This is a genomic window from Exiguobacterium sp. s138, assembly GCF_018618775.1.
Taxonomy (GTDB): domain Bacteria; phylum Bacillota; class Bacilli; order Exiguobacteriales; family Exiguobacteriaceae; genus Exiguobacterium_A; species Exiguobacterium_A artemiae.
The window spans coordinates 689,703-711,982 of sequence record NZ_JACSMW010000001.1; the positions used below are offsets into that span (position 1 = coordinate 689,703).

Below are 22,280 nucleotides of genomic sequence, written 5' to 3' on the forward strand. Positions count from 1 at the left end.
GTCTATAAAAAAACTCAGACGAAGTGTTTAAAAACTATGACGTGTCGAGGTGCTGAATGAACATACACTTTGAAGAACTGAAAATGTACACGAAATTTGATGATTTGGCAGATGATTTACTGGATCTTGCAAAAGAGATTCTGCCGGAACAGCTGTTTTATTTATCAGCTATCAATGAAACCGAGCAATTGATCATTAAACTGTCCGAAGAGCAGACCCGGATGCCGGTCACAGAAGGAATGGTCATTGATTTGAATTACTCGCTCTGCCAACGAATCGATTTTCAAACGAAACAACCGCTTATATACGAAGATGTCACAAAAGACCGCAGTCTCGACGGCATGAGGGAAGTACTGGAAGGGGCGAATGTTCAGTCCTATTTAGGGATTCCGATTTCGCTTGCGAACGGAGAAAAGTTCGGTACATTGTGCGCCATCAATGATGAAGTCAGTTTGTTCGAGAGCAAGAGTATCGAGTTACTGCAACGGATCGTCCGTCTGTTTTCGTATTATCTGGAACTCGAGCGGTTTGCCTGGCGTGACATGTTGACGGATCTGTACAATCGACGGTATTTGACGCATCAATTTGACCAGCATCCGCAGACGGAAGGGGCCTTGTTCTTCCTTGATTTGGACGGTTTCAAAAACGTCAACGATGTGTACGGACACGATGCCGGGGACGCTGTTCTGCAGGAGGTCGCAAGACGATTGAAGTCACTGATTGCAGGACAAAAAGAAGCCTATGCCGTCCGCTTGGGCGGAGACGAATTTGTCATTCGGTTTACGCACTTTGATTCTCAGCAAGCATTGATCGATCAAGCAGATGAAATTCTTGTCCGGTTGAGTACGTGGGACACATATGAACTGTCGACCAGCATCGGAATCGTCGCCTACAAAGACGCTGACAGCAGTCTGAAAACGCTGCTCCGCCAAGCGGATATCGCGTTATACGAAGCAAAATCATCAGGAAAAAACAGGTACAAACTGTTTACAGAATGATTGGCCGGACACATGCAAAAGAAAACACCATGAAGTTCGACGTCTCCTTGACCGGAAGCGTACGAAACAGCATGGTGTTTTTGAATTAGTGTCAGACGGTCAGTTCGATCGTCAGTCCTTCCGGATCAAGAAAGACGCTTTCATAGTAGCCGTCGCCTGTCAGACGCGGACCGTCGATTCGGTTATAGCCGTCCTCCTCGAGCCGTGCCGTCAGCTGATCGACAGCGAACCGGCTGCCGAGCGAAAAGGCAATGTGGGCGTAACCGAACCGGTCGCGCGGCGCATCGTGATCGATATCCGTCCGGTGCATCAACTCAAGCCGGGCGCCTGACTTAAAGTGGAGAAAGTAGGACGAAAATCCTTTGAGCGGATTATGGTACAACGCATTGGCCTGCGCCTCGAGATACGTTTCGTAAAAGTGTTTCATCCGTTCGAGATCCTTGACCCAAACGGCGATATGTTCAATCTTCATGAGAGCAGACTCCTTTTTGAATGATTTAGGAAGCGCGGGACAATGCCCGTTTCGCAAGGACACGGTTCAGCCGTTCGGAACAGAGCAACAGGAACAGAATCATCAGGAAACCTGTCACCGGGAACAGCTGTAACGTCAGGAACGAGGCGAGAACACCGAACAACGGCGGCAAAAACGTACTGCCGCTGTAGGCGAAGGCCATCTGAACCCCCATCAGCCGTTTCGCCGCGTCCTGGCCGAACCGGACCGGCGTCTCATGTAACATGGCCGGATAAATCGGCGCGAGTCCGAGTCCGATCAGGATAAATCCGGTCAGCATCAAACCGTCGAGAGGCAGGAAGAACAGCAGACTGCCGAGCAGAGCCGTCCCTTGCCCCAACCGAATCAACTGGCGGTTCGTCATCCGGAGCGATAAAAAGCCGCTCAAAAACCGGCCGACGGTGATGCTGCCGTAATAGACGGAAATCCAGGTGGCCGCTGTTTCGACGGAAAAAGATTTGACCTGGACGAGATAACTGCTGCCCCATAAACCGATCAATGCTTCAGCACCGCAATAGAGGACAAACGAGGCGAGCGCGAACGGGAGACCGGTCAAACGCTTCGCCTGTGTTCCGTGTAAGGACAGTTCTTCAGGCGGTGCTGCAATTGCGACCGGTGCCTGTTTCCAAAGCGGAACGCTTAAGACGAGCAGCAAGGCAAGACCGAACTGGACCAGTGCGACAGTCAGATATCCGCTGCGCCAGTCGCCCGATTCGCTCATCATCGCTGCCATAATCAACGGTCCGGCCGTAGCGCCAACGCCCCAAAAGCAGTGAAGCCAGTTCATATGGTGTGCTTTGTAACGGGTCGCGACAAAATGATTGAGTGCCGCGTCGACGACGCCGGCACCGAGACCAAGGGGAACCGCAAGCAGAAACAGCCACAGTAACGAAGGGGCAAAATAAAATCCGAGCAGGCTGCCAGCCGTGACTGCGGCACAAAAGGCGGTGACATGACTCGTCTCAAACCGGTTGAGAATTTTGCCGCTGAAAAGACTCGAGATGATCGTTCCGCCGGCAATCGTCATGAACAGCCAGCCGGCGACTTCGAGATTCGCCCCGAACTCTGTCCGCATGACGGGCCAGGCGACGCCGAGTAAGGAGTCCGGTAATCCTAAACTGATGAAGGCAAGATAGATGATGCTGAGTAACCAGACTCCACTCATGTTGATGTCCCCTTTATTGGTTGTTCTGTCTGAAGTTGTAATCCGAGACGTGTCAAGCCGTTCAGATAATCGGTTTCCCAATTACTCCGGACGAGCCGGGGAATATGGGCTTCCGGCATATACCGGGCTGTCGTTGTCCGGATTTGTTCCAAATCCGACGCAGTCACTTCCGTATTGTTAAAAATCAACTGGTGCGGATTCAGTGTCGCGGCGAATGTCGTCGTCAACCGGCTGATCCCATCGATCGTATCTGCGTTCAGGACGTCGCTTCGTTCGGCGATCCGTTGTCCGAACGTCGCCTTGTCATACTGCGGGACAAGGGAAATCTCACCGGCAAAGTGACTGCTGCCGCGGACGAGTTGTCCGTTGATCAAAATCCCGGAACCGGGTCCGTTTTTTCCTAAGTACAAATAAATCAGGGACTGTTGCCGCTGCTGATAGGTTTCGTGAAAGCCGATGACGGCGGCATTCATATCGTTTTCGACGACGACCGGCAAATGGAACTCGGATTCAAGCGTCTGTTTCAGATCGACCTGTTGCAAAGACGGATAATCCGGTGCGAAAAAGACTTGCCCGTTTTCGACCGACGCCGCCACCCCGATACTTAAACAAGTGATGCGTGGATCTTGCGCAAGCAACCGGTGAATCAGGCGGACGAGAGCTTGAACGTGCGGTTGCTGACGGGGAACGGATTCCGTTCCGTTCGTCAGTAATGTGCCGACAGCGTCGAAGATCCGGTAACCGATGGCATCGAGTTCGAGATACAGCGCCAATCCGTGAGTGTGATCGGCCCGGGAACGATAGCGTTTAGCCGGACGTCCGCCGCTCGATACATCCGAATCCTCTTCGGCGACCTCACCGTTCTCGATTAGAATATCCAAATGTTTTTTGACTGTCGGGAAACTCGTCGAGAGCGTCCGGCTCAGTTCCGGAATCGTCTGAAGCCGCTCGAATAAGAGGGCTTGCCGCAACTGGGTTAATAAGTCCGTGTTCATACCGGCCATGAGGCACCTCCTGTTTACTTCTTAAAATATTTTAATAAGTACTCGGATTGAGTGTAGCAAGCAGAGGTTTAAAAAGCAAATACTTTTAAAAACTTAAGTTGTTTGTCGTACGCGAATCAAGAGGAGCATAATGTAGGTAACGGCTGCCAAAGTTCTTGCACACATGACCCGCACGGCTGAAAGGGGCTGGATGACCGGCAGGGAAATCTTTTGAAAATGGAGATATATACAAAATCACAGCATGGTTCGATATTTTAAGCAGAAAGAAGGGTTCTTATGAAATTATTGCTGACTTCAGGCGGCATTCAAAATGACAGTCAACGTCGTGCACTCGTCGACTTACTCGGAAAACCGATTGAGGAAGCACATGCCCTCTGCATTCCTACAGCATTCTACGGAATGAAAGAAGGACCGTACCACGCATACTCGTTCATCACAGGAACGGGTTCCACTCCGATGTGTGAATTAGGATTTCAGTCGGTGGGTGTTCTCGAATTGACGGCACTACCGAGTCTGGATGAATCACTCTGGGTGCCGCTTGTCGAACAGGCCGATGTTTTGTTGGTAAATGGCGGTGATCCCTTATTTTTAAACTACTGGATGAAAAAGTCGGGACTTGCCGACCGATTGCCTTCGCTAAAAGCAGTCTACGTCGGATTGAGTGCCGGCAGTATGGTGCTGACACCAAGGATTGGTCAAGCGTTCGTGGAGTGGACACCGCCTCATACAACGTCGGATGAAACCCTTGGATTGGTTGATTTTTCGATTTCCCCCCATCTGGATCACGAACTGTTACCGGAAAATACATTGGACGAAGCCGTCAAATGGGCGGCTGATCTCAGAGGACCGTCCTATGCAATTGATGATCAAACGGCGATTCAGGTTGTTGATGGCGTAGTGAAAGTGATCTCAGAAGGTCACTGGAAACGATTTGATTGAACTGAGGTGAGACCAGTGGAGATCACGACACAATTGTACGTCGAACATATCGGGCAATGGCGGAGTTGGCTGGAAAACCATCATCTGACAGAGACCGAAGTTTGGCTCGTATTTGATAAAAAAGATGCAGAAAAATATCAGTTGGATTATATCGAAACCGTCGAAGAAGCACTTTGTTTTGGTTGGGTTGACGGGATTAAAAAGAAGGACGGGGACCGTCTGCTTCAGCGATTTACACCGCGTCGGACAAACAGTCACTGGACCGAACTGAATAAAGAACGGGTTCGTCGACTGATGGCACTCGGAAAGATGCGAGAACAAGGGATAAAGGTGACACCTGACTTGACAGTACCGTTTGAAATTGATCACATCATCATCATGGAACTGAAAAAAGATCCGGACACCTATCAATTTTTCCGGACGTTGCCGGAGCTCTACATCCGTGTCAGGATCAGTTATATCCAGGACTGCAAGCGAGACAGCGCGGAGTATGAAAAACGTCTGACCAAGTTTTTGAACTATACGGCGCAACGGCGACTGTTTGGTCGCTATGACGACGGAGGGAAATTGACGGGAGACTATAAAGGAGATGACTGATGATGGATTCTGAACAGGAGAAACCGACTTTTGGTGTGAAACTGAAGGGACGACACTACCAGTATAAGCAAAGTGTCTATGGCATCGCATACGATCAACGACAGCAGACATTTTTAACCGTCGAGACTAAATGGAACAATCTTTTGTTGCCGGGTGGGGGAGTCGAGCGAGGAGAAACACCGGAGCAAGCACTCCACAGAGAGCTACTCGAAGAGACCAGGTTTACGATTCAAATTGATGCGTTGATCGGCCGTGCCGAACAGTATCTAATGGCACCAAGCGGAGAAGCGATCCTGAATGATGCATCCTTTTTTGAGATACGATTGCTAAAGCAGATTCAAGTTTCCCGTGAACTGGATCATCGTCTAGTCTGGCAGCCACTTCAATCAGTGAATGAATTGTTTCATACACATCAGGCGTGGGCAGTCAGGGGAGGGTTATAGTATAAGGAAGAACACCTCTGAATCTAATACCTAAAAAAATGAAAAGCATCAGGTATTCGGGATTGTCACGTGTACTCGATGCTTTTTCATTTTTAGAATCCTAGGACGAGTGGTAAGATCAAGGTTATCTTTTGATCCATTTTGCTCCTCGTCCACGTCCTGACGGTTTTATGAGTCCCTCATCCCGAAGTTCACGCAGAAGCCGATTGATGGTGGCTTCGCTGACATCCGGACAGGCATTACGGACATCCGCTTTCGTAAACGGTGTGATTCGGCTTTCGACAAATTGACGAATTCGTCCCGCCTTATTTTGATTGCCGGTCGTAATCAGTCCGACCCGATCCTCGAGTTCCTTATACGCGGCAAGGATTGTGCTCAACAGGTAGTTTACCCACGGGAAAGGATCTTGCTGATTCTGATGCCAGTGGATAGAGGATAGTCGAAGCGATTCATAATAATCTTCTTTACGCGACTCGACGATCTTTTCCAGACTAATGTACCGTCCAACCTCGAAACCTTCCTGGTAAAGTAGTAATAGTGTTAATAAGCGTGATATCCGACCATTTCCATCATTGAATGGATGAATCGACAAGAAATCGAGTACAAAGAGGCTCGTCAAGATAAGTGGATCGACATCTTCTTGTTGTCGTCGCTCACGCAAACTATCGCATAATGCCTGGACTGAGGCAGGAGTCTCGAATGCCGGCACCGGAACGAAACGTGTTCGTCGTGTCCCGTCAGGAAAGGATTCACTGATTTCGTTATCGACATTCTTCCATCGTCCACCCTCGACGGGAACGAATTTATAAAGCTCCTTGTGAAGTTGTAATAATACGTTCGCATTGATCGGGATATCTCGTGCTGAAGCATGAATTAAATTCAAAACATCTCGGTAACCGGCAATTTCCGCCTCAGAACGGTCGGCGGGATCGGCTGATTTCGACATGATGGTATGGAGGCGGCTTTCTGTAACGACAATTCCCTCAATCGCGTTCGATGCTTTTGTCGACTGAATGACAGCTACGTCTCGTAACGTATCGAGAATTTGAGGAGCCTGTTGTTTATATAAATCTTGTTTTCCTTTATATTCATTGATCCGGCTGATCAAGCGGACTGTTTCCATCGGTAGTGCAATGGTATTTAAATAACGATACGTATAGTTTCTCACATGTAGCGCCTCTTTCATTAATAGACTCATTAATAGCTAAACATATTCATTTATTAAAGAAATGAATATGTTTAATTAAACTATAACGTATTTAAACGTGTTCAAAAAGAATAAACATACTCATTTTAGGATGAAATGAGTATGTTTATTCAAAAATGAACTAATTAATATGGATTTAAAACAGTTAAACATAGTCAAAAACAATTAAAATGAACATGTTTACATGAAAATGAGCTAATTTATGATTTAAACGATTGCAGCTACTCGTAACGTCACAAAATCGGTGACAACAGACGCGAAATACTTTCCTTAAAGTGGATCATCCGCGGACGGGCAGCGTATTTTTCCCGGGTCAGCAAGGCACTGTCGGCAACGTCGGACAAAAAGAGCAACTCCAGCTCTTCCGCAATCGTCGTATCGTACAAAATCGCATTCATTTCGAAGTTCAACCGGAAACTCCGGGCGTCGATGTTCGTCGTCCCGACCGATGCGATTTTCCCGTCGACGACAATCGTCTTCGCATGCATGAAGCCGATCTCATACGTATAGACTTCAGCCCCGTGTTGAATCAATTCGCCGACTGCCGCATATGTCGCCCAGTAAACAAACGGATGATCCGGCTGGTTAGGAATCATGATTTTGAGGGAGACACCGGACGCTAAGGAAATCCGGCAGGCATCCATGAAACTGGCATCGGGAATAAAGTAGGGAGACTGGATATAAATCGATTTTTCTGCTGAATGGATCATCTGAATTAGCATGTTTTTCAAGTATTCCGTTTCCGAGGTCGGTCCGGACGTCACGATTTGAACCTGTACCCGTTCCGTCGTCACTTCAATCGGTGGAATCGGGGCCGTCGACCAATCGGTCCGTTCGTTGCTTGCCGCGTCCCAGTCCTGTTCAAAATGAAATTCGAGTTCCTCGACGACAGGGCCGAGGACCCGGAGATGGGTATCACGCCAGTAGCCGAACTGTTCGTCTTCTCCAAGATATTCCGAGCCGACGTTAAAACCGCCGATGTAACCGATTTGCCGGTCAATCGTACAAAGTTTCCGGTGATTCCGGTTGTTGATCCGCAAGTTGAAGATGCCGAGCGGCGAAGAGAAGAAGGAGCGGACTTCACCGCCGTCTTGTTTGAACGCCGCGAAGTCCTTCGCTTTTAGTTTCCAGGAACCGACCGCGTCGTAAAGAATCCGGACTTTGACGCCGCGTTTGGCCTGTTCGAAGAGAGTATTTAACAACCGGTCGCCGAGCAGATCGCGCTTTAAAATGAAGTATTGAATATTGATTTCGACTTGGGCACTCTGTATGTCAGCGAGTAACGTATCGAATTTTTGATGACCGTCGAACAGCGTCCGGACATCGCTTGCTTCTGTCAATAGGGCTCCTGACGTACGGTTCGCTTGAATCAACTTACGGTACGGGTAAAGCGTTGCTTCGCGGGGAACTTCGTCGTTTGCTTGCGCCACAAGCTCTTCTTCGCGCGCCAACCGGCGTGCTTCCGGGACATGATAAAACGTTTCTTGTTTCAATGACCGGCCAAACAATAAGTAAATCAAAAAGCCGATGATGGGTAAGAAAAAGAGAATCATCAGCCAGGCCCAGGTTGCACTGACGTCACGCCGTTCGAAAAACAGGATGGCGATTGCCGCAGCGACGTTGGCAAACAGGACAACATAGAGCAAAACCGGCAAGATTAGGGTATAGTCCATCAATACGAACACCTCGTTTTCAGAAAGAATGACTTCGATGGGAGGGGAGGGGAGACAGCATGTTTTCGGAATGGATCCGGTTCATCTCGAGTATCTTGTTCATCCCGATTTCGGATGATTTGTTGGTCATCCGCCAAATCAGCAGCTGGTTACGCCAGGATCAAGCACTTATCCTGATTTTTTTATCCGTCTGGTCCGCCTGTTTCGTGTGTTTTAATCTGTTTTACGGCATTCCCCGTATTTTTCGCGAACTTCCCTTCTTTCGAAAGTTATTGACCAATAAACATCTCGCGAAAGCCGAAGTGATTCTGCAGGAGAAAGGAACGGTCGCCATTGCTATGTCGTTTTTCCTGCCGGGTGTCCGGCGTCCGATTCATTATATGGCAGGACTGCTCGCCTATCCGTTTCGCCCCTACGTGCTCGTGACGTTAGCCGGAACCGGCGTCTATGCGTTGCTGTGGACGATTCTCGTCAACCGGCTCGGCACCTACGGCCTGTTGAGCCGCTTTTCGACATGGTGGGCAACTCATGGCGGTGTCATCTTGTTACCGGGACTACTGATCCTGTCTTGCTTGTTAGGTTGGATCTTCCGGGACACGATCCGGAACTGGTTTGTCCGTCCGTAACGCCATTTTCCGGAGTTGCGCGAGCTTAATGATGTTGAGCACCGTCACCTTCGCGACGGCATAAAACGGGACGGCCAGCAACATACCGAGAATTCCCGCCAGTTGCCCGGCGACGAGCAGGACGACCGTAATCGTAATCGGATGCACCTTCAAGGATTTTCCCTGAACGAGCCGGGGAGATGACATTGGCATCCAGTTGCTGGACGATCGTGATGCCGATGATGACATACAATCCTTTGATCGGTTCATCCAAGAAGCCGATCAAGACAGCCGGCGCAGCACCGAGGAACGGTCCGAGGTACGGGATGATATTCGTCGCGAAGATGAACAGACCAAGCGGTAAGAAATACGGGACATCGAGCCACCACAGGACAAGTGTCGCGAGACTTCCGACGAATGTACAGACGATCAATTGCGCCCGGACATAGGAGCGGATCGTCCCGTTCATGTCTTTTAAAATCAGCAGGGCTTCCTTGCGGTAACTGATCGGGATGAACTGGACGAGCGCGTTCGGTAATTTTTTTCCGTCGACCAACATGAAGACATATAAAAAAAGGGCGATGAACAACGTGAAAACGGTCGAGGCAATCAACTGAATCAGCCAAAGTACGGAACCGGCAATCGAGGAAAAGACGTTCCCGAGGAGTGCAGTCGCGCTTTTCATCGAACTTTCGACCGATGAAAACTGGCTCTCGAGTGACGGAATCGACGTCCCGTATTTGGCATAAAGCGACAGGGATTGTGTGTACAGACGTTCAGCAAAACCGGGGACGGCACTGATGAAGGCAAAAAGCTGTTTCGTGATCAGCGGGAATAAGGTCAAGAGAAACAAAATGACAAAGGCAAACAACAAAAGCAGGACGATAAAAATCGCCAGTTTGCGCGACCGGAGATGACGTTCGAGTGAATCGACGAAACCAACGGAGAGGTAAAATAAAATTCCGGCGATGATGAACGGGGTGAAGATGGTCGTAAACAGGACGAGTAACGGATAAAAGAGAAAGTCGACCTGTCGTGCCATATAGATGATGCCAAGTACAAGCAGGATGAACAGACCGATACGAAAGGAACGATTGGAAATCAATCCGGACAAGGTAATCTCCTCCTACTAATGGATGACATATGTGTTCTTTCCCCGAAAACCAAATTATTTATCCTGATGTTGGATTAAAAGTGGAGAGAGTAGGTTATCGTGCGGAGCATACTTTTAGGAGAATCACAAAAAGCCACTTCCCTGATTTTTGAAGGCAGGAAAGTGGTTTTTTGGTTGTTTTTGTTATCCTTTGTCACCACTCGATAAATCCATTCCTTGAATGAAATAGCGTTGAAAAAAGAAGAACAGCAGAATGACGGGCAGAAGGGCAAACAAAGATCCTGTCATCAATAGATTCCATTGAGTAGACGCTTCACTTTTAAAAACTTGAAGCCCTAACTGAAGTGTATAGCGTGTCTCGTCATTCAAGTATAAAAGTGGTCCTAAAAAATCATTCCATGCTCCATTAAAAGAAAAAATAGCCACTGTCGCTAAAGCCGGTTTTGATAAGGGTAGCATGATGTGCCACCAGATGTAAAAATGTCCTGCCCCATCGATTCTTGCCGCTTCAATCATTTCATTTGGAATTCGTAAATAGAATTGGCGCAAAAGAAATATGAAGAATGCACTTCCTAAAAAATAAGGAACAATAAGTGGATAATACGTATTGAGCCAACCTAATTTGGAAAATAAAATATATTGCGGGATGAGCGTGACGAACCCTGGAATCATCATCGTAGCGAGTAAAGCAATGAACCAAAATGATCGACCTGGAAAGTTTATCTTGGCAAATCCGTACGCAACAAAAGCATTAATCAAAACACTTGCCAGAACAGAAACAACCGTTAAAAATAACGTATTGACTAAATAGAGACCGAATGGAGCCGCCTTCCAAGTCGCCAGAATATTATCAAATCTCCAATTTTCCGGAAAGAAGGTAGGAGGATATCTTAAAATTTCTTCCATTGGTTTCAGAGCGGTTGAAACCATCCATCCTAAAGGAAGTAAGATGATGAGACTAACGATACATAAAAAGACAAACACGATTCCACCTCGTATGGTTTGTTTGTTCATCGCTGTTCACCTTCATAATGCACCCATCGACGTGCCCATTTGAAATTAAAGAGAGTCAACAGCAAAATAATGATAAACAAGAACCACGACATCGCCATCGCATACCCCATATTATAAGACTCAAAAGCCTGTTGCCAAATGCGCAGATTATAAAAGAGTAACGAGTTCACGGGTCCTCCTTTACCTCCTTCGCTCATCACATACGCTTCGGAAAAGATTTGGAATGCTCCGATAAAGCTGGTAATTAAGTCAAAAAAGACGACGGGTGTGATCAGCGGGAAAGTGATGTAGCGAAAACGATGCCAGGCATTCGCCCCTTCCAAGGAACCAACTTCATACAATGTCCGGGGTACATTTTGTAAGGCGGCCAGATAGAAAAGCATACTACCACCAACAGACCACATTTTCATTAAAACTAAGGCCGGCTTCGTCCATTCAGGATCGGATAACCAAGCAGGACCGGCAATTCCTACGTAACCAAGTAAAGTATTCACAAGACCAGAAGCAGGAGAAAGGAGTTGCATCCATAATAAATAGACACCTACCCCGGAGAGAACAGCAGGTAAGTAAAAAATTGTCCGGAATACCCGCTGACCCGGAATTCCTTGGTTCAACAGGATGGCAAGCAACATCGCTCCTATTGTCGTCAAGGGAACACTGAAGGCAACGAAAAATAATGTATTGAATAACGAAACCCAAAATAAACTATCCTGGAAAAACATTTGCTTGAAGTTGAATAGCCCGACAAAGCTCATTTGAGACGTCATGTCGTAATTCGTAAAACTGGCATACAAGGAGAAAAGTAAAGGACCCGCAGTTAATAGTAAAAATCCAGCAAGCCATGGCAGGATAAACAGGTATCCTTGCCAGGCATCTTGTTTTTTTAAAGAGGAAGTGGATTTCATTCTTTTTTACCTGCCATTGACTGCTCTACTTTCTCTTGAGCATTTTGTAAAGCTTGTTTAGGTGAAGATTTTCCTAAGACTGCTTTTTCGATTTCTGGATTAACTAAATTCACAAGATCAGGGACCTCAACAGGTGTCGGAGTCAGAAGCGTCGTCTTCATGGCAGTCTCAGCTACTTGATAGACATCCTGCGCATCACCTTCTAGTCGGTTCACGACTGCATGTGCTGCTACGGTGTTTGCCACTTGATCATAATTTTTTTCTGCCCAGTACATTTGAGCTTCCTTACTCGTCATATAAGCGATGAATTTCGCCGCTTCTTTTGGATGTTTAGCACCTTTTGGGATTTCGAGCGCAAATCCTCCGCTCCAACTATAGTGACCACTTCCTTTTTTTCTTTCCGGTAAGGGAACTACTCCAAAGTCCAGTGATGGCGCATAATCCCGAATCTGAGTATAAAATGTGGGCACATCTGCATACATAGCCACTTTTTGTGAGAGGAAGGGATTAGCTTGTTGTTCTCCGAATTCCGCTTTAAAAACATCAATTTTTTTTCGTCCCATTTTTTGATTAAATCGATTGATCCATTCTAAGGCCGCTTGATCTTCTGGTGTATTGATGGTCACTTTTCCATTGTCTAAATAATTACGACCATCTGTATTGATTAGCCAAACATCAGCTCCTACACCGAACAGAGGGTGGAAACCTACTTGTTCAAAGGACGAACCACTAGTTTTAGTGATTTTTTCATTCATCTTCTCTAAGTCTGACCACGTTTTAGGCGGTGTCATGAAACCTGCTGCACGGAGCATCTTTTTGTTATAAAACAAGATTCGGGTATCAAGCGTGAATGGAGCTGCATATAACGTATCTTCAGTAGTCACGGCTTTCCAAGCCTCTTGATGAGTTGTACTTTTAAGTTTTTTGACATCTAACAATGGATTGAGTGGTTCAATTTGTTGTTTCTTCGCCCGTAATTGAATGGCGTTAATATCACCTACGACGACATCAGGAATTGCATTTTTATTTTTAGAAGCGACGGCTGCTAATTCTTTCGTCCAAATATCCCCAAAGGGGATGAACGTATGCTTGACCCGCACTTCATTTTGGGATGCGTTGTAATCATCAATCATCTTCTCGATAATGGGACGACGTGTTTCGGATCCCCAAAACGACCAGAATTCAACGACTTTGCGCCCGTCCTGATTTTGGTCAGAATTGGCTTTGTCTTGCATGTACAAAACACCAGCAGCAAGACCTGATACAAGCAATACGAGTAAGACGATTAAAAGCACTTTTTTCATAAGTAACTCCTCCTTTAATAATGAATAAGGTATAATTTTTATAAAGGTATAATTTTTATACATGAATAAAATACCCATCTTTATGAGCTATCAATCATCGTTATTTACACGATCCGATAAGTATCTTCAATACCTATAAAAAACCTCTTCTTATACTAAAAAAGAATTTATGAAATAGCCGAGAACACTTATGACTTCAGTCGTGAGATGAATCGGCTTCGAGAAAGGGATGGCTGCTTTAGTCGTCCCTACTGTTCGACATCTCCAATCTCTTGCGGATCAACTCATAAACTGCTCCAGCAAAGGATGAAATTTATGTTTCTTTCTGATACGACTCAATCGCTTTCACTCGATCTTTCGAAAAATTAATCCGTTTGGGTATACGCTACATTTTGACATCTTTTTTTGTTTTTTTGTATAGACTACCTACATATCGAAAGGAGGTGGAAATCAAGGTGAAAAAACATAAAGCGTACAAATTTCGCATCTACCCAAATAAAGAGCAGGAAATCCTGATCGCAAAGACAATCGGGTGTTCACGATTCATCTTCAACCACTTTTTGGCGAAGCGGGAGGAAAGCTACAAGGCGACAAGGAAAGGCTTATCTTATGTCTCTTGTTCCAAAGAAAGTCCATCTCTGAAGTCAGTTGGTCTGCGTTCTTCCGCATGGTGGAGTACAAGGCAGAATGGTACGGGAAGACCGTCGTGAAAGTCGGCAAAACCTTTGCTCCCAGTCAAACTTTCCTCCAGTTGCAGACATCAACACAAAGACTTGAAACATCTTGATTTGCGTGAATGGACATGCCCGAGTTGCGTTCACACCACGACCATGATGTGAAGGCAGGACTGAATCTCAAACAAGAAGCAAAACGCATCTTAGCTTCTTCAATCGGCGTGACGACGGGGTTAGCCTGATCAATTTTCGACCGTTAGGTCGGATAACTCAGGAATCTCGGTACTTTAGTGCCGAGTAGTTCAAAAGGTAGCATTTAAATTTAGGAAGACTTAAGCAAATCCAAAAGTAATAGAGTGAAAAGATCCCTTAAAAAGATTAAAGGAGAGCGGAAAATGACTTATATAGAGATTGGAAGTAAGTTAATCTGTGGTTTGTTTGCATTATTATTAGTGACCCGAATTATGGGTAAGAAAACAATTTCGCAACTTACTCCGTTCGATTTTATCCATTCGGTTGTGTTGGGCGGAATCCTGGAAGAAAGTATTTATGATGAGACGATTTCACCATTAGAACTTTTATTTGCAATCTCTATATGGAGCGTTATGTTATTTTTAATAGAGTTCTTTTCCCGTAAATACGATAAAGTCCGAATTTTTTTTAAAGGTGAAGCTTCGATTTTAATGAAAGATGGAAAGTTGAATTTGGATGAACTAAATCGAAATCATATTGAAATGGAGCAACTTCGAATTATGTTGCGTCAAAAGGGAGCTTTCTCATTACGTGATGTAAAAGATTTATATTTGGAGCCAGGGGGAGCAATTAGTTTAAAAAAGTATGCCAGGACTGATACTGTTACTGCCGACATGATTGATATTAGCGTAAAAGATTCAACTCTCAACTATTTATTTATAGATGAAGGGAAAATTAATAAGAATATTCTTTATCATGTTGGAAAATCCATTGCCTGGTTATATGAGGAGCTGAAAAAAGAGGGCTACGAAGATACATCAAAAATTTTATATGCGGAGTGGTCAGAAACAGAAGGTTTTTTCATAAAAACGTATATCGAGAACGAAGCAAAAACATTCGAACCTTCAAAGGGAAACTGATTATAACGCTTGTTTACTTGATTTACTTGATTTACTTGATTTATAAGATAGCATTACTATATAAAAGTAATTTTAAGGGTGAAATAGGGACGATCATTGAAAGATAATCGTCTCTATTTTTTTTCATATTTTAATCAGAGCTAAGATTTTACTTCATCAAAGTGTGATTTGAAGGATCATTAATAAATTGTACCATCTGTTCAAAGATAAGATCAGCTTCTTTTAAAACTTGTTTTCGCCATTGTTTACTTGAAGGAATATAGAGTTCATCAAATCGTTTTCGGATGGCAGGTGCACACTCGGCTCGCCCGGCAAAGAGACGACTTTCATCGATCGTTGCTTTTAAGGAGCGTAAAAGCCCGATCGGTCCTTTTCCGACGGTTCCACATTCTACAGTAAACCCCATGAATCCAAGGTTCTGTTGTTTTGTGTAACGATACATCCAATTGAGCCATTCTCCTTCAATTTTGTAAAATTGTTGTTCTCTCGGGTTTTCTACAATCGGGTAGTGGAATATTTTTTTTACATCTTTTGAGTGCATCGGATCTTCAGACGACATGACCAACTGTACTTCAGCTTGATGACCAAATCCGGTATGACAATCTAGAAACAAGATGTGCGTATAGGCTGAAAATCGATTTGTCAGTTGGGTAAGAATTTGATGGAAATAAGGATCCGGTGCTGGTCCTCCGTAATAAAAGCCTGCCGGAAATTCAAACTGGCCTAATGTGGCACCTTTCATAAACCGCTTAGGACCTAACTGTACAAGGTGTTTAATTGTCTTAAACAGAAACGGAAAATACTCTAATTTGCTACCTGTGACGCTTCTTGGAACAAATAGATCAGAACTTTTTTTGAATTCAGGATTCGATAAATCGGCGTCTGTCCAGTCTTCTATGGCATTTCGATTAAAATTAATGTTTTTGTCTGATTCTTTCCGATGGTGCTTCATGCCATATGCATTGATGCCATGAAGCAGCAACAGATCAACTGTACCTGTATCAAGATGTGACAAATAATATTCAAGAAAACGTAGTTGCATGGCGCTACCTGTATACCCTTCGATTCCATGTAAGCCACTACTCAATACTAGCAAAGTTTGATTGCCTTCTCGTTTTGCATGAATCAAATCTGACTGAGTGTCTGCCGTTTGACGGAAAATGGAATGATCTATTTCAGGGTAACTTGATTTCAAAAAATAATGAGAATCTTCGATAAAACGGCTTCTTGCACATTCAAAAGTACCAGAAAAATACTGTAGCATCAGAAAACTCTCCTTCGATTATTTAAAGTGATAAATAATATATAATTTGACGTTCACGTCTGTTTTCAAACTCCAGTTCGACGATTTTAAAGAAATGTCACTAAATAGTGATAAGGGGAATACAGTTGTGCCTTTGAAATAAAAATTTCAGTTGGCTCTTCCGATTCCATCTTACCCCGAACATCAATGAAACACCGCCGCAACACATTTTCGATTTCAGAGACAAAATCCGGATATTGATACAACGGCTCATTGATCTCTCGCTTGATATGATCTTGTATCAACAGGATGCTCGGACTTGTTTTTTTTAAAACTAACCCGGAAAATGAAATCCGCTGATATTGATAATCTTGATTCATACAACTGACGATACGATCCAACTCTTTTTCCATTCATTTTCACTTCCTAATTGATTATGTTCTTCGAAAATAAATTGATTGATCCAGAAATGGCGCTTTTATTGAGTGTGTTTCAAAGGTAAGCGAATTAAAAAATCGCTTCCTTTGTTTACTTCTGAGGAAACAGAAATCTGACCACCATGAGCATCAACAATTTCCTTACAAATCAGCAGACCAAGTCCTGTACCTTGTATTTTTTTATGCTCCTGATGATCCACCCGGTAATACGAATCAAACAGGTGCGGAATATCTTTTTTGGGAATGCCTAGACCATTATCACTGATTGTTACAACAACTTCTTCCGGACTACAATCCAGCAAAACGTCAATCCGCGGATTGTCGGGAGAATACTTGACTGCATTATTTATTAGATTGATCAACAGCCGACGGATTTTGTCTTCGTCGGCGAGGATTTTACACTTCGTATGTTTCGTATCAAATATAATTTGGTGAGAAGGAACAGAAATGTTCATCCAATCAACAATTTCCACCACTAAGTTTGAAAGATCAAATGGCTCAAAATGATATTTTTCTTTCTGATGACTCATTCGTTGGTAATCAAGAAATTCAGATACAAGATGTCCCAACCGTTGGGCTTCGGTTTTGACAGTTTTTAAATATTTTAATTGTTTATCAGGAGGCAGTTTTCGGTGAATCATCAATTCACTGAATCCTTCGATTGAAGCTAAAGGAGTCCGTAATTCATGTGAAATCATCGAAATGAACGATTTCTCCTTTTGAATGGTCTCAACTTCCGCTGTGCGTTCTCGGAATACAAAAATGAGACCTCGTTGGTCGTCTAGTATCTCCGTATAAAGCCGAACGTATCGATTCTGTCTGATTTCAAAATCTTGTGTGGCAATCGGAAGCCCGACTTCAAGGTGACGCCTTACCTCATCCATATACAGTGAAAGAGCTTGATGGTCTACAATGAGACGTTCCATCACTTTCGTAATGGATGCTAATTCTTGAGTATCTTCTGGTAAATCAGAGAGTTCCGGAAAAAGGTTGGAAAGTGCCCTGTTGTGAATGAGCTGCCCGGCCGATAAGTCCACATAGATAATTGCCTCACGTAAACTATTTAAAATGCGTTGCGTCTTCAACTTATCTTCATTTAATTTCCGCATATTCTGTACACGTAAGACACCAAGTGACAAGATATTTGAGAGTGCAAAAATCGTCTGAGCATCCATACTAAGCGGTTCAATATACGTGAAAACAGCAAATGGAACAGTTTCTTTAGAATCTAGCAGAGGAATTGCCCAAATTTTTCGCTGCTGATGCATCCAGACTTGAGGTGATTGAAACTGTTCTGCTTGCTTCTCTAAATCAATCCGGATTTTTTCGGGAATAAGCCGTTCGGCAGTCGACCGAAATGCGATAAGTTCGTGTTGCGGCATCAACAATGTTAAGGCAACTTCCTCTATTTGGAGGTGATGCGCGATATCCTCAACAAGTCCATGAATGCAGTTCGGTGCATCATATTTTAATAATCTTCGAGCAAATTCATTTTGAAACTGTAATTGTTCTTGTGATCGGTTTTTATCAGCTAAAATTTGCTGAAGTTCTTGATTACTAGCAATGAGCCTGTCATTTATTTGATTCGTTTGGGATTGCTGAAAAGATAACATCGCCATCATTTGTTGCAATGCATTTCCAAGTGAACCAAGTTCATCCTGTCTATTCAATAAGGGAACCGAAGTGAGTGTATATGGATTTTTAGTTTGACGGATGAGACGTACGAGATCTGTTCTTAAACGATCAATCAATTTAAACGTCCAACCATTTAAAATAGCAAAAATAACGACTAATAAAGCAAAGGAGCCCCATAATGCCATGCGTGTTTTGGTTTCTAAACGTTTTTGGTCCTGCTTTTCCTGGTTGTGTATGCTTTGAAAATAAGATTCAACCGATTTGTTCGTATTTTCTAAAAAAAAACGAGTATCGATTGCAAACGTCGATTGGTCATTTCCGATATTCCGAACCGTATAAGGGATATTTCTATCCTGTAAAATAGTTTCTAGCCCTTCGGTATCGTTATTTTCTTCTGTATAGAGCTTCGCGAGAGGAATCAGTACTAGGGCATAATGGGACGAAAGCTGTCGTGCAGAATCAATAAACGATTGCGAACGTTGAGAAGTGTTTTTACGAGAAAATAGTTCTAGTTGATGGTTGATTTTATCTAATTTTTGATTTAACTTCTGAGTGTCGATTTTTTTATCTAACATTGAAGCTTGAATATTTATGTTCATTTGTTGTAATTGGGTCCACAAGTGTCGGGCTTCTACTTTTTGTTCGGTATATTCTGATAACACCGCATGATTTTTTTCAATCTGTTTAATCGATAAAAAAGAAGTGATTGTAGTAACAGTTAAAAATATTAAAAAGTTTAACAGCATCAAACCTAAAAACTTCCGATTTAAACTTTTTGAAATCGACTTCATGATTACCTCTTCCTAAAAATTAAATTAGTGACTAGTAAATAAATTGAAACAATTTATAATATCGTATCAGAAAACATACTTATTTTACACATGTTATTAAAAATTTGTACGAAATCTGATTCCTTTCAGATATTAATTATTAATTCGCGAAAAAAGAAAGAGAGTAATAGGATTTTGTTAACGCGTAAGTAATCAAAATCTAATTACTTAAAATATAAAAAAAGTTTTTTAGCTAAATTCTTGAACGATTAATTTTTTTCTTTTTTACGGTGGGGAAATTGTTTAAAAAGATAAAAATCAGGAAAAATGTTTAAAGAGATTTTCGTGAAAGAGGGTATTTATAAAATTGTAAAAAATCTGTAACACTTAAACATGTATTGAAAGTATATGTATGGGGTACATAGAACATGTACGATCATTAAAAATTTAAAGGAGGAATTCAATCATGGCGGACAATAACAAAATGAGTCGTGAAGAAGCAGGACAAAAAGGTGGTCAAGCAAACGCTGAAAATCATGATCGAGAACACTTTGAAGAGATCGGACAAAAAGGTGGTCAAGCAAACGCTGAAAATCATGATCGAGAACACTTTGAAGAGATCGGACAAAAAGGCGGTCAGAAAAATCAATCCAACAATTAATTATTAAGTTTTTTGTGGCATATGAAATATTGAGAGGTAACGGAGATTTTTATAACTAAAAGAAATGAGCCGGAAAAAAAACCGGCTCATTCGCATTATATGATGATTTGATTGAAATGGGGGTGGCAATATGAATTGGAGTCATGGCAAGGCATTGATGGTTAAGTTGCCGGCACTGTTAATTATATTTTTGCTCATTTTAACGGTAGGTTTTGATATAGAATGGTATCACTCTGTTTGGATGGCACTCGCAATTGGAATTATTGCCTATCTACTTGATGATTATGTCATTTTACGAAAAGCTGGAAATCTTATAGCTACAAGTGCGGATTTTGGGCTTGTTTTTCTACTAACGTGGTTTTTTACAGGGACAGTACAAGGGGAATATACCAAATCCATTGCTCTTGCTGGTCTGTATACTGGTCTAGTTACAGCAGTAGTCGAATACTTTTTCCATGAATGGTTATTAAAAAACCGTCAGATGAAAGAGGTACACAAGAGAAGTCATCTGTCTAAATATTAATAATGGTTCTACTTAGGAGATATACTTCAAATTTTTGAAGTATATCTCCTTTTATTTAAACAGCACTTTACTTACTCATGACTAACTTTTAAAAAATAGAATAATGATGTAAAAATTTAACATTGTTTTAATCGTCAGAATAATTGGGTAACTCTTGTATGTCCGGTTTTGAAATTAGACCGGGTACCTCTATTTTCCTCTTTGCCAATTTCCCAAATTGTAAAGGTGATGACGATCATTTTTTACACTAGAAAGGATAATAAAACTCTCCTTATATAATTCATCGTTAAAATTCTCATTTTGTCATCAAATGTCCGACCGTCATTGCGACAAATAGTAAAGGGGCGGAACGATTTTCGTCATCATCGTTCAGGAACAAGCGTTGAATGCCGGATTGATCTCGGTCGCCGTCTTTCCGGTCTTGATTGCCGCCTTGCAAGGGTTGATCGGTTTTCCACTGACGTCGGTCATTCTGCGCAAGGAAGCGTTGCGGATCCGCGACGGAGTCCGTGATGGCAGCATTACACGAAAAGCAGCCATCGACCAGGCCGAAACATCCGAGAAACAGACGATTTCGCCGGAGCCGTTCCAGACGACGGCCGGCACGTTGTTCGTCGTCGGTGTCGTCGTCATCGTCTCGTCGTTTCTCAGCGGTTTAACGAACGGATGGCTGAATACGTTTGTCATTGCCTTATTACTCGGGATTGCCTTACGGGCGACCGGTGTCTTGAAACCAAACGTCTTAAACGGAATTGACGCGTACGGTTTGATGATGCTCGTGATTTTGTTGATCATCTTCGGACCGCTCGCTACGACCTCATTTGCGGACCTCGTCGAACTGTTTGTGCCACTGTTGATTGCCTTCATTCTCGGTGTGCTCGGGATTGTCCTATTTTCGATGCTTGCCGGGAAGTTCCTCGGTTACTCGTACCCGATGGCGATTGCAATCGATTTGACGTCACTATATGGTTTTCCCGGTACATTGATTCTCAGTCAGCAAGCAGCAAAAAATATTGGAGAGACGGAAGATGAGGTCCAGATCATTGAAGATGAAATTTTACCGAAAATGGTCGTTGCCGGCTTCTCGACGGTGAACTGAACCCTGAATGGTGGACACTTGATAAAAGACCCCATTCGGGGTTTTTTGTGTTTAAAGAAATCGATATACTGTACCTATTCAATTTAGACGGGAGAACTATTCATGAACAGACGCACCTTCAATCCAGATCAAATCAGGCAACTTGAAGCGAATCTTCACGTAGCCTCGGTATCAGATCGTACGATTCAATACAAAGGAGAATTTAAGATTCACGCTGTACGTGAGAATTTAGCTGGTAAGCGGCCGATTCAAATCTTTGAGGAAAGCGGCTTTGACCTGGACATGATTGGTAAGCGAACAACGAACGAAGCGTTGAAACGATGGAGGAAGACCTATCGCATTTATGGAGAAGAAGGACTCTTGAATGAGCGACGTGGAAAATCAAATCTTGGAGGTCGACCGAAAAAAGACGATTCCGTCGAACGACGCCTTGCGAAAGCTGAAGCACGAATTAAGTACCTCACAGCGGAGAACGAATTACTAAAAAAGCTCGATGCTCTCGAAAGAGAGGCGAAGCACCGAAACTAACCGCATCTGAGCGCTATCAGGCAATCAATATTGTCTTACGGAAACAATCATCTAGGCGGTTCGTGACGGATCTATGTACGCTCGCTGAAGTGAGCCGCAGTGGTTATTACGCCTGGCTC

21 protein-coding genes and 4 pseudogenes are annotated in these 22,280 nt (G+C 43.6%); 12 read left to right on the forward strand and 13 right to left on the reverse strand.

Annotation, left to right across the window (positions count from 1 at the left end; genetic code table 11):
- Positions 1 to 56 precede the first annotated feature (56 nt).
- Entirely contained in the window at positions 57 to 998 is a 942-nt protein-coding gene (locus KNP91_RS03655) for a sensor domain-containing protein (protein WP_214848725.1), read from the forward strand.
- 91 nt (positions 999 to 1,089) lie between these two features.
- On the opposite strand, the gene KNP91_RS03660 is transcribed toward KNP91_RS03655, so the two are convergent.
- From KNP91_RS03660 to KNP91_RS03670, 3 genes are read right to left on the reverse strand one after another with little or no spacing between them, the layout of a single operon-like run.
- The gene (locus tag KNP91_RS03660; RefSeq protein WP_012370293.1) at positions 1,090 to 1,470 is read right to left on the reverse strand and encodes a VOC family protein; all 381 of its coding nucleotides are present in this window, start codon (positions 1,468 to 1,470) and stop codon (positions 1,090 to 1,092) included.
- 25 nt (positions 1,471 to 1,495) lie between these two features.
- Positions 1,496 to 2,674: an MFS transporter gene (locus KNP91_RS03665; protein WP_214848728.1), complete on the reverse strand. Its 1,179-nt coding sequence runs from the start codon at positions 2,672 to 2,674 to the stop codon at positions 1,496 to 1,498.
- Complete coding sequence (locus tag KNP91_RS03670; protein ID WP_214764899.1) at positions 2,671 to 3,678, reverse strand: ROK family transcriptional regulator; 1,008 nt, start codon at positions 3,676 to 3,678, stop codon at positions 2,671 to 2,673. Before KNP91_RS03670 ends, KNP91_RS03665 begins: the two co-directional genes overlap by 4 nt.
- A gap of 276 nt (positions 3,679 to 3,954) precedes the next feature.
- Here KNP91_RS03670 and KNP91_RS03675 point away from each other — a divergent pair, with 276 nt between their 5' ends.
- Genes KNP91_RS03675 through KNP91_RS03685 form a run of 3 tightly spaced genes read left to right on the forward strand, consistent with a single transcriptional unit; the run spans position 3,955 to position 5,657 of the window.
- Positions 3,955 to 4,617: a Type 1 glutamine amidotransferase-like domain-containing protein gene (locus KNP91_RS03675; RefSeq protein WP_214848730.1), complete on the forward strand. Its 663-nt coding sequence runs from the start codon at positions 3,955 to 3,957 to the stop codon at positions 4,615 to 4,617.
- A 15-nt stretch (positions 4,618 to 4,632) separates the two neighbouring features.
- On the forward strand, positions 4,633 to 5,214 hold the full coding sequence (locus KNP91_RS03680; protein ID WP_214764897.1) for a YdeI/OmpD-associated family protein: 582 nt from the start codon (positions 4,633 to 4,635) through the stop codon (positions 5,212 to 5,214).
- A complete protein-coding gene (locus KNP91_RS03685) occupies positions 5,214 to 5,657 on the forward strand; it encodes an NUDIX domain-containing protein (protein WP_214764896.1) in 444 nt (147 codons plus the stop codon). The genes KNP91_RS03680 and KNP91_RS03685 overlap by 1 nt, the downstream gene beginning before the upstream one ends.
- Before the next feature lie 124 nt (positions 5,658 to 5,781).
- Here the strand turns inward: KNP91_RS03685 and KNP91_RS03690 are convergent, their stop codons facing one another.
- Positions 5,782 to 6,825, reverse strand: a complete 1,044-nt coding sequence (locus tag KNP91_RS03690) for a Fic family protein (protein ID WP_353048709.1) — start codon at positions 6,823 to 6,825, stop codon at positions 5,782 to 5,784.
- Between the two features lie 272 nt (positions 6,826 to 7,097).
- Positions 7,098 to 8,537, reverse strand: a complete 1,440-nt coding sequence (gene cls / locus KNP91_RS03695) for a cardiolipin synthase (RefSeq protein ID WP_214848735.1) — start codon at positions 8,535 to 8,537, stop codon at positions 7,098 to 7,100.
- Between the two features lie 59 nt (positions 8,538 to 8,596).
- Between cls and KNP91_RS03700 the strand changes: the two genes are divergently transcribed.
- Positions 8,597 to 9,163 (forward strand): DedA family protein, encoded by a 567-nt coding sequence (locus KNP91_RS03700; RefSeq protein ID WP_214848736.1) that lies wholly within the window; start codon positions 8,597 to 8,599, stop codon positions 9,161 to 9,163.
- On the opposite strand, the gene KNP91_RS15670 is transcribed toward KNP91_RS03700, so the two are convergent.
- From KNP91_RS15670 to KNP91_RS03720, 5 genes and pseudogenes are all read right to left on the reverse strand, one after another.
- Entirely contained in the window at positions 9,113 to 9,412 is a 300-nt protein-coding gene (locus tag KNP91_RS15670) for an AI-2E family transporter (RefSeq protein ID WP_312846455.1), read from the reverse strand. The genes KNP91_RS03700 and KNP91_RS15670 overlap by 51 nt on opposite strands.
- Positions 9,381 to 10,184 (reverse strand): annotated as a pseudogene (locus tag KNP91_RS03705) (AI-2E family transporter); the annotation flags it as partial. The pseudogene KNP91_RS03705 and the gene KNP91_RS15670, both read right to left, overlap by 32 nt.
- Before the next feature lie 255 nt (positions 10,185 to 10,439).
- Positions 10,440 to 11,270, reverse strand: coding sequence for a carbohydrate ABC transporter permease (locus tag KNP91_RS03710; protein ID WP_214764892.1), 831 nt, complete (start codon positions 11,268 to 11,270; stop codon positions 10,440 to 10,442).
- Positions 11,267 to 12,175, reverse strand: a complete 909-nt coding sequence (locus tag KNP91_RS03715; protein ID WP_214764891.1) for a carbohydrate ABC transporter permease — start codon at positions 12,173 to 12,175, stop codon at positions 11,267 to 11,269. The genes KNP91_RS03710 and KNP91_RS03715 overlap by 4 nt, the downstream gene beginning before the upstream one ends.
- A complete protein-coding gene (locus KNP91_RS03720; protein ID WP_214764890.1) occupies positions 12,172 to 13,479 on the reverse strand; it encodes an ABC transporter substrate-binding protein in 1,308 nt (435 codons plus the stop codon). The genes KNP91_RS03715 and KNP91_RS03720 overlap by 4 nt, the downstream gene beginning before the upstream one ends.
- A gap of 449 nt (positions 13,480 to 13,928) precedes the next feature.
- Here KNP91_RS03720 and KNP91_RS15675 point away from each other — a divergent pair.
- The 3 genes and pseudogenes from KNP91_RS15675 to KNP91_RS03730 form a co-directional block, all read left to right on the forward strand.
- Positions 13,929 to 14,123, forward strand: a pseudogene (locus KNP91_RS15675) (helix-turn-helix domain-containing protein); the annotation flags it as partial.
- A pseudogene (locus KNP91_RS15680) lies at positions 14,108 to 14,395 on the forward strand (zinc ribbon domain-containing protein); the annotation flags it as partial. The pseudogenes KNP91_RS15675 and KNP91_RS15680, both read left to right, overlap by 16 nt.
- Before the next feature lie 153 nt (positions 14,396 to 14,548).
- Positions 14,549 to 15,265, forward strand: coding sequence for a DUF421 domain-containing protein (locus KNP91_RS03730; RefSeq protein ID WP_214764889.1), 717 nt, complete (start codon positions 14,549 to 14,551; stop codon positions 15,263 to 15,265).
- A 148-nt stretch (positions 15,266 to 15,413) separates the two neighbouring features.
- On the opposite strand, the gene KNP91_RS03735 is transcribed toward KNP91_RS03730, so the two are convergent.
- From KNP91_RS03735 to KNP91_RS03745, 3 genes are all read right to left on the reverse strand, one after another.
- The gene (locus tag KNP91_RS03735; protein ID WP_214848738.1) at positions 15,414 to 16,529 is read right to left on the reverse strand and encodes a M14 family metallopeptidase; all 1,116 of its coding nucleotides are present in this window, start codon (positions 16,527 to 16,529) and stop codon (positions 15,414 to 15,416) included.
- 86 nt (positions 16,530 to 16,615) lie between these two features.
- A complete protein-coding gene (locus KNP91_RS03740) occupies positions 16,616 to 16,921 on the reverse strand; it encodes a hypothetical protein (RefSeq protein WP_214764887.1) in 306 nt (101 codons plus the stop codon).
- 65 nt (positions 16,922 to 16,986) lie between these two features.
- Positions 16,987 to 19,371: a sensor histidine kinase gene (locus KNP91_RS03745; protein WP_214848741.1), complete on the reverse strand. Its 2,385-nt coding sequence runs from the start codon at positions 19,369 to 19,371 to the stop codon at positions 16,987 to 16,989.
- Positions 19,372 to 19,816: 445 nt separating this feature from the next.
- Here KNP91_RS03745 and KNP91_RS03750 point away from each other — a divergent pair.
- From KNP91_RS03750 to KNP91_RS03765, 4 genes and pseudogenes are all read left to right on the forward strand, one after another.
- Positions 19,817 to 20,008 (forward strand): annotated as a pseudogene (locus tag KNP91_RS03750) (glucose starvation-inducible protein B); the annotation flags it as partial.
- A gap of 133 nt (positions 20,009 to 20,141) precedes the next feature.
- Entirely contained in the window at positions 20,142 to 20,534 is a 393-nt protein-coding gene (locus KNP91_RS03755; protein WP_214848744.1) for a DUF2512 family protein, read from the forward strand.
- Between the two features lie 382 nt (positions 20,535 to 20,916).
- Positions 20,917 to 21,633 (forward strand): 2-hydroxycarboxylate transporter family protein, encoded by a 717-nt coding sequence (locus KNP91_RS03760; RefSeq protein ID WP_214848746.1) that lies wholly within the window; start codon positions 20,917 to 20,919, stop codon positions 21,631 to 21,633.
- A 102-nt stretch (positions 21,634 to 21,735) separates the two neighbouring features.
- Positions 21,736 to 22,161 (forward strand): HTH domain-containing protein, encoded by a 426-nt coding sequence (locus tag KNP91_RS03765; protein WP_131504528.1) that lies wholly within the window; start codon positions 21,736 to 21,738, stop codon positions 22,159 to 22,161.
- Positions 22,162 to 22,280: the final 119 nt, after the last annotated feature.

Bases quoted from the DNA above. Each gene is read 5' to 3' on its own strand.
- KNP91_RS03745 (WP_214848741.1), bottom strand. From the start codon at position 19,371: ATGAAGTCGATTTCAAAAAGTTTAAATCGGAAGTTTTTAGGTTTGATG.
- KNP91_RS03655 (WP_214848725.1), top strand. From the start codon at position 57: ATGAACATACACTTTGAAGAACTGAAAATGTACACGAAATTTGATGAT.
- KNP91_RS03675 (WP_214848730.1), top strand. From the start codon at position 3,955: ATGAAATTATTGCTGACTTCAGGCGGCATTCAAAATGACAGTCAACGT.
- KNP91_RS03740 (WP_214764887.1), bottom strand. From the start codon at position 16,921: ATGGAAAAAGAGTTGGATCGTATCGTCAGTTGTATGAATCAAGATTAT.
- cls (WP_214848735.1), bottom strand. From the start codon at position 8,537: ATGGACTATACCCTAATCTTGCCGGTTTTGCTCTATGTTGTCCTGTTT.
- KNP91_RS03685 (WP_214764896.1), top strand. From the start codon at position 5,214: ATGATGGATTCTGAACAGGAGAAACCGACTTTTGGTGTGAAACTGAAG.
- KNP91_RS03720 (WP_214764890.1), bottom strand. From the start codon at position 13,479: ATGAAAAAAGTGCTTTTAATCGTCTTACTCGTATTGCTTGTATCAGGT.
- KNP91_RS03735 (WP_214848738.1), bottom strand. From the start codon at position 16,529: ATGCTACAGTATTTTTCTGGTACTTTTGAATGTGCAAGAAGCCGTTTT.
- KNP91_RS03665 (WP_214848728.1), bottom strand. From the start codon at position 2,674: ATGAGTGGAGTCTGGTTACTCAGCATCATCTATCTTGCCTTCATCAGT.
- KNP91_RS03730 (WP_214764889.1), top strand. From the start codon at position 14,549: ATGACTTATATAGAGATTGGAAGTAAGTTAATCTGTGGTTTGTTTGCA.
- KNP91_RS03710 (WP_214764892.1), bottom strand. From the start codon at position 11,270: ATGAACAAACAAACCATACGAGGTGGAATCGTGTTTGTCTTTTTATGT.
- KNP91_RS15670 (WP_312846455.1), bottom strand. From the start codon at position 9,412: ATGAACCGATCAAAGGATTGTATGTCATCATCGGCATCACGATCGTCC.
- KNP91_RS03700 (WP_214848736.1), top strand. From the start codon at position 8,597: ATGTTTTCGGAATGGATCCGGTTCATCTCGAGTATCTTGTTCATCCCG.
- KNP91_RS03755 (WP_214848744.1), top strand. From the start codon at position 20,142: ATGAATTGGAGTCATGGCAAGGCATTGATGGTTAAGTTGCCGGCACTG.
- KNP91_RS03670 (WP_214764899.1), bottom strand. From the start codon at position 3,678: ATGGCCGGTATGAACACGGACTTATTAACCCAGTTGCGGCAAGCCCTC.
- KNP91_RS03660 (WP_012370293.1), bottom strand. From the start codon at position 1,470: ATGAAGATTGAACATATCGCCGTTTGGGTCAAGGATCTCGAACGGATG.
- KNP91_RS03765 (WP_131504528.1), top strand. From the start codon at position 21,736: ATGAACAGACGCACCTTCAATCCAGATCAAATCAGGCAACTTGAAGCG.
- KNP91_RS03715 (WP_214764891.1), bottom strand. From the start codon at position 12,175: ATGAAATCCACTTCCTCTTTAAAAAAACAAGATGCCTGGCAAGGATAC.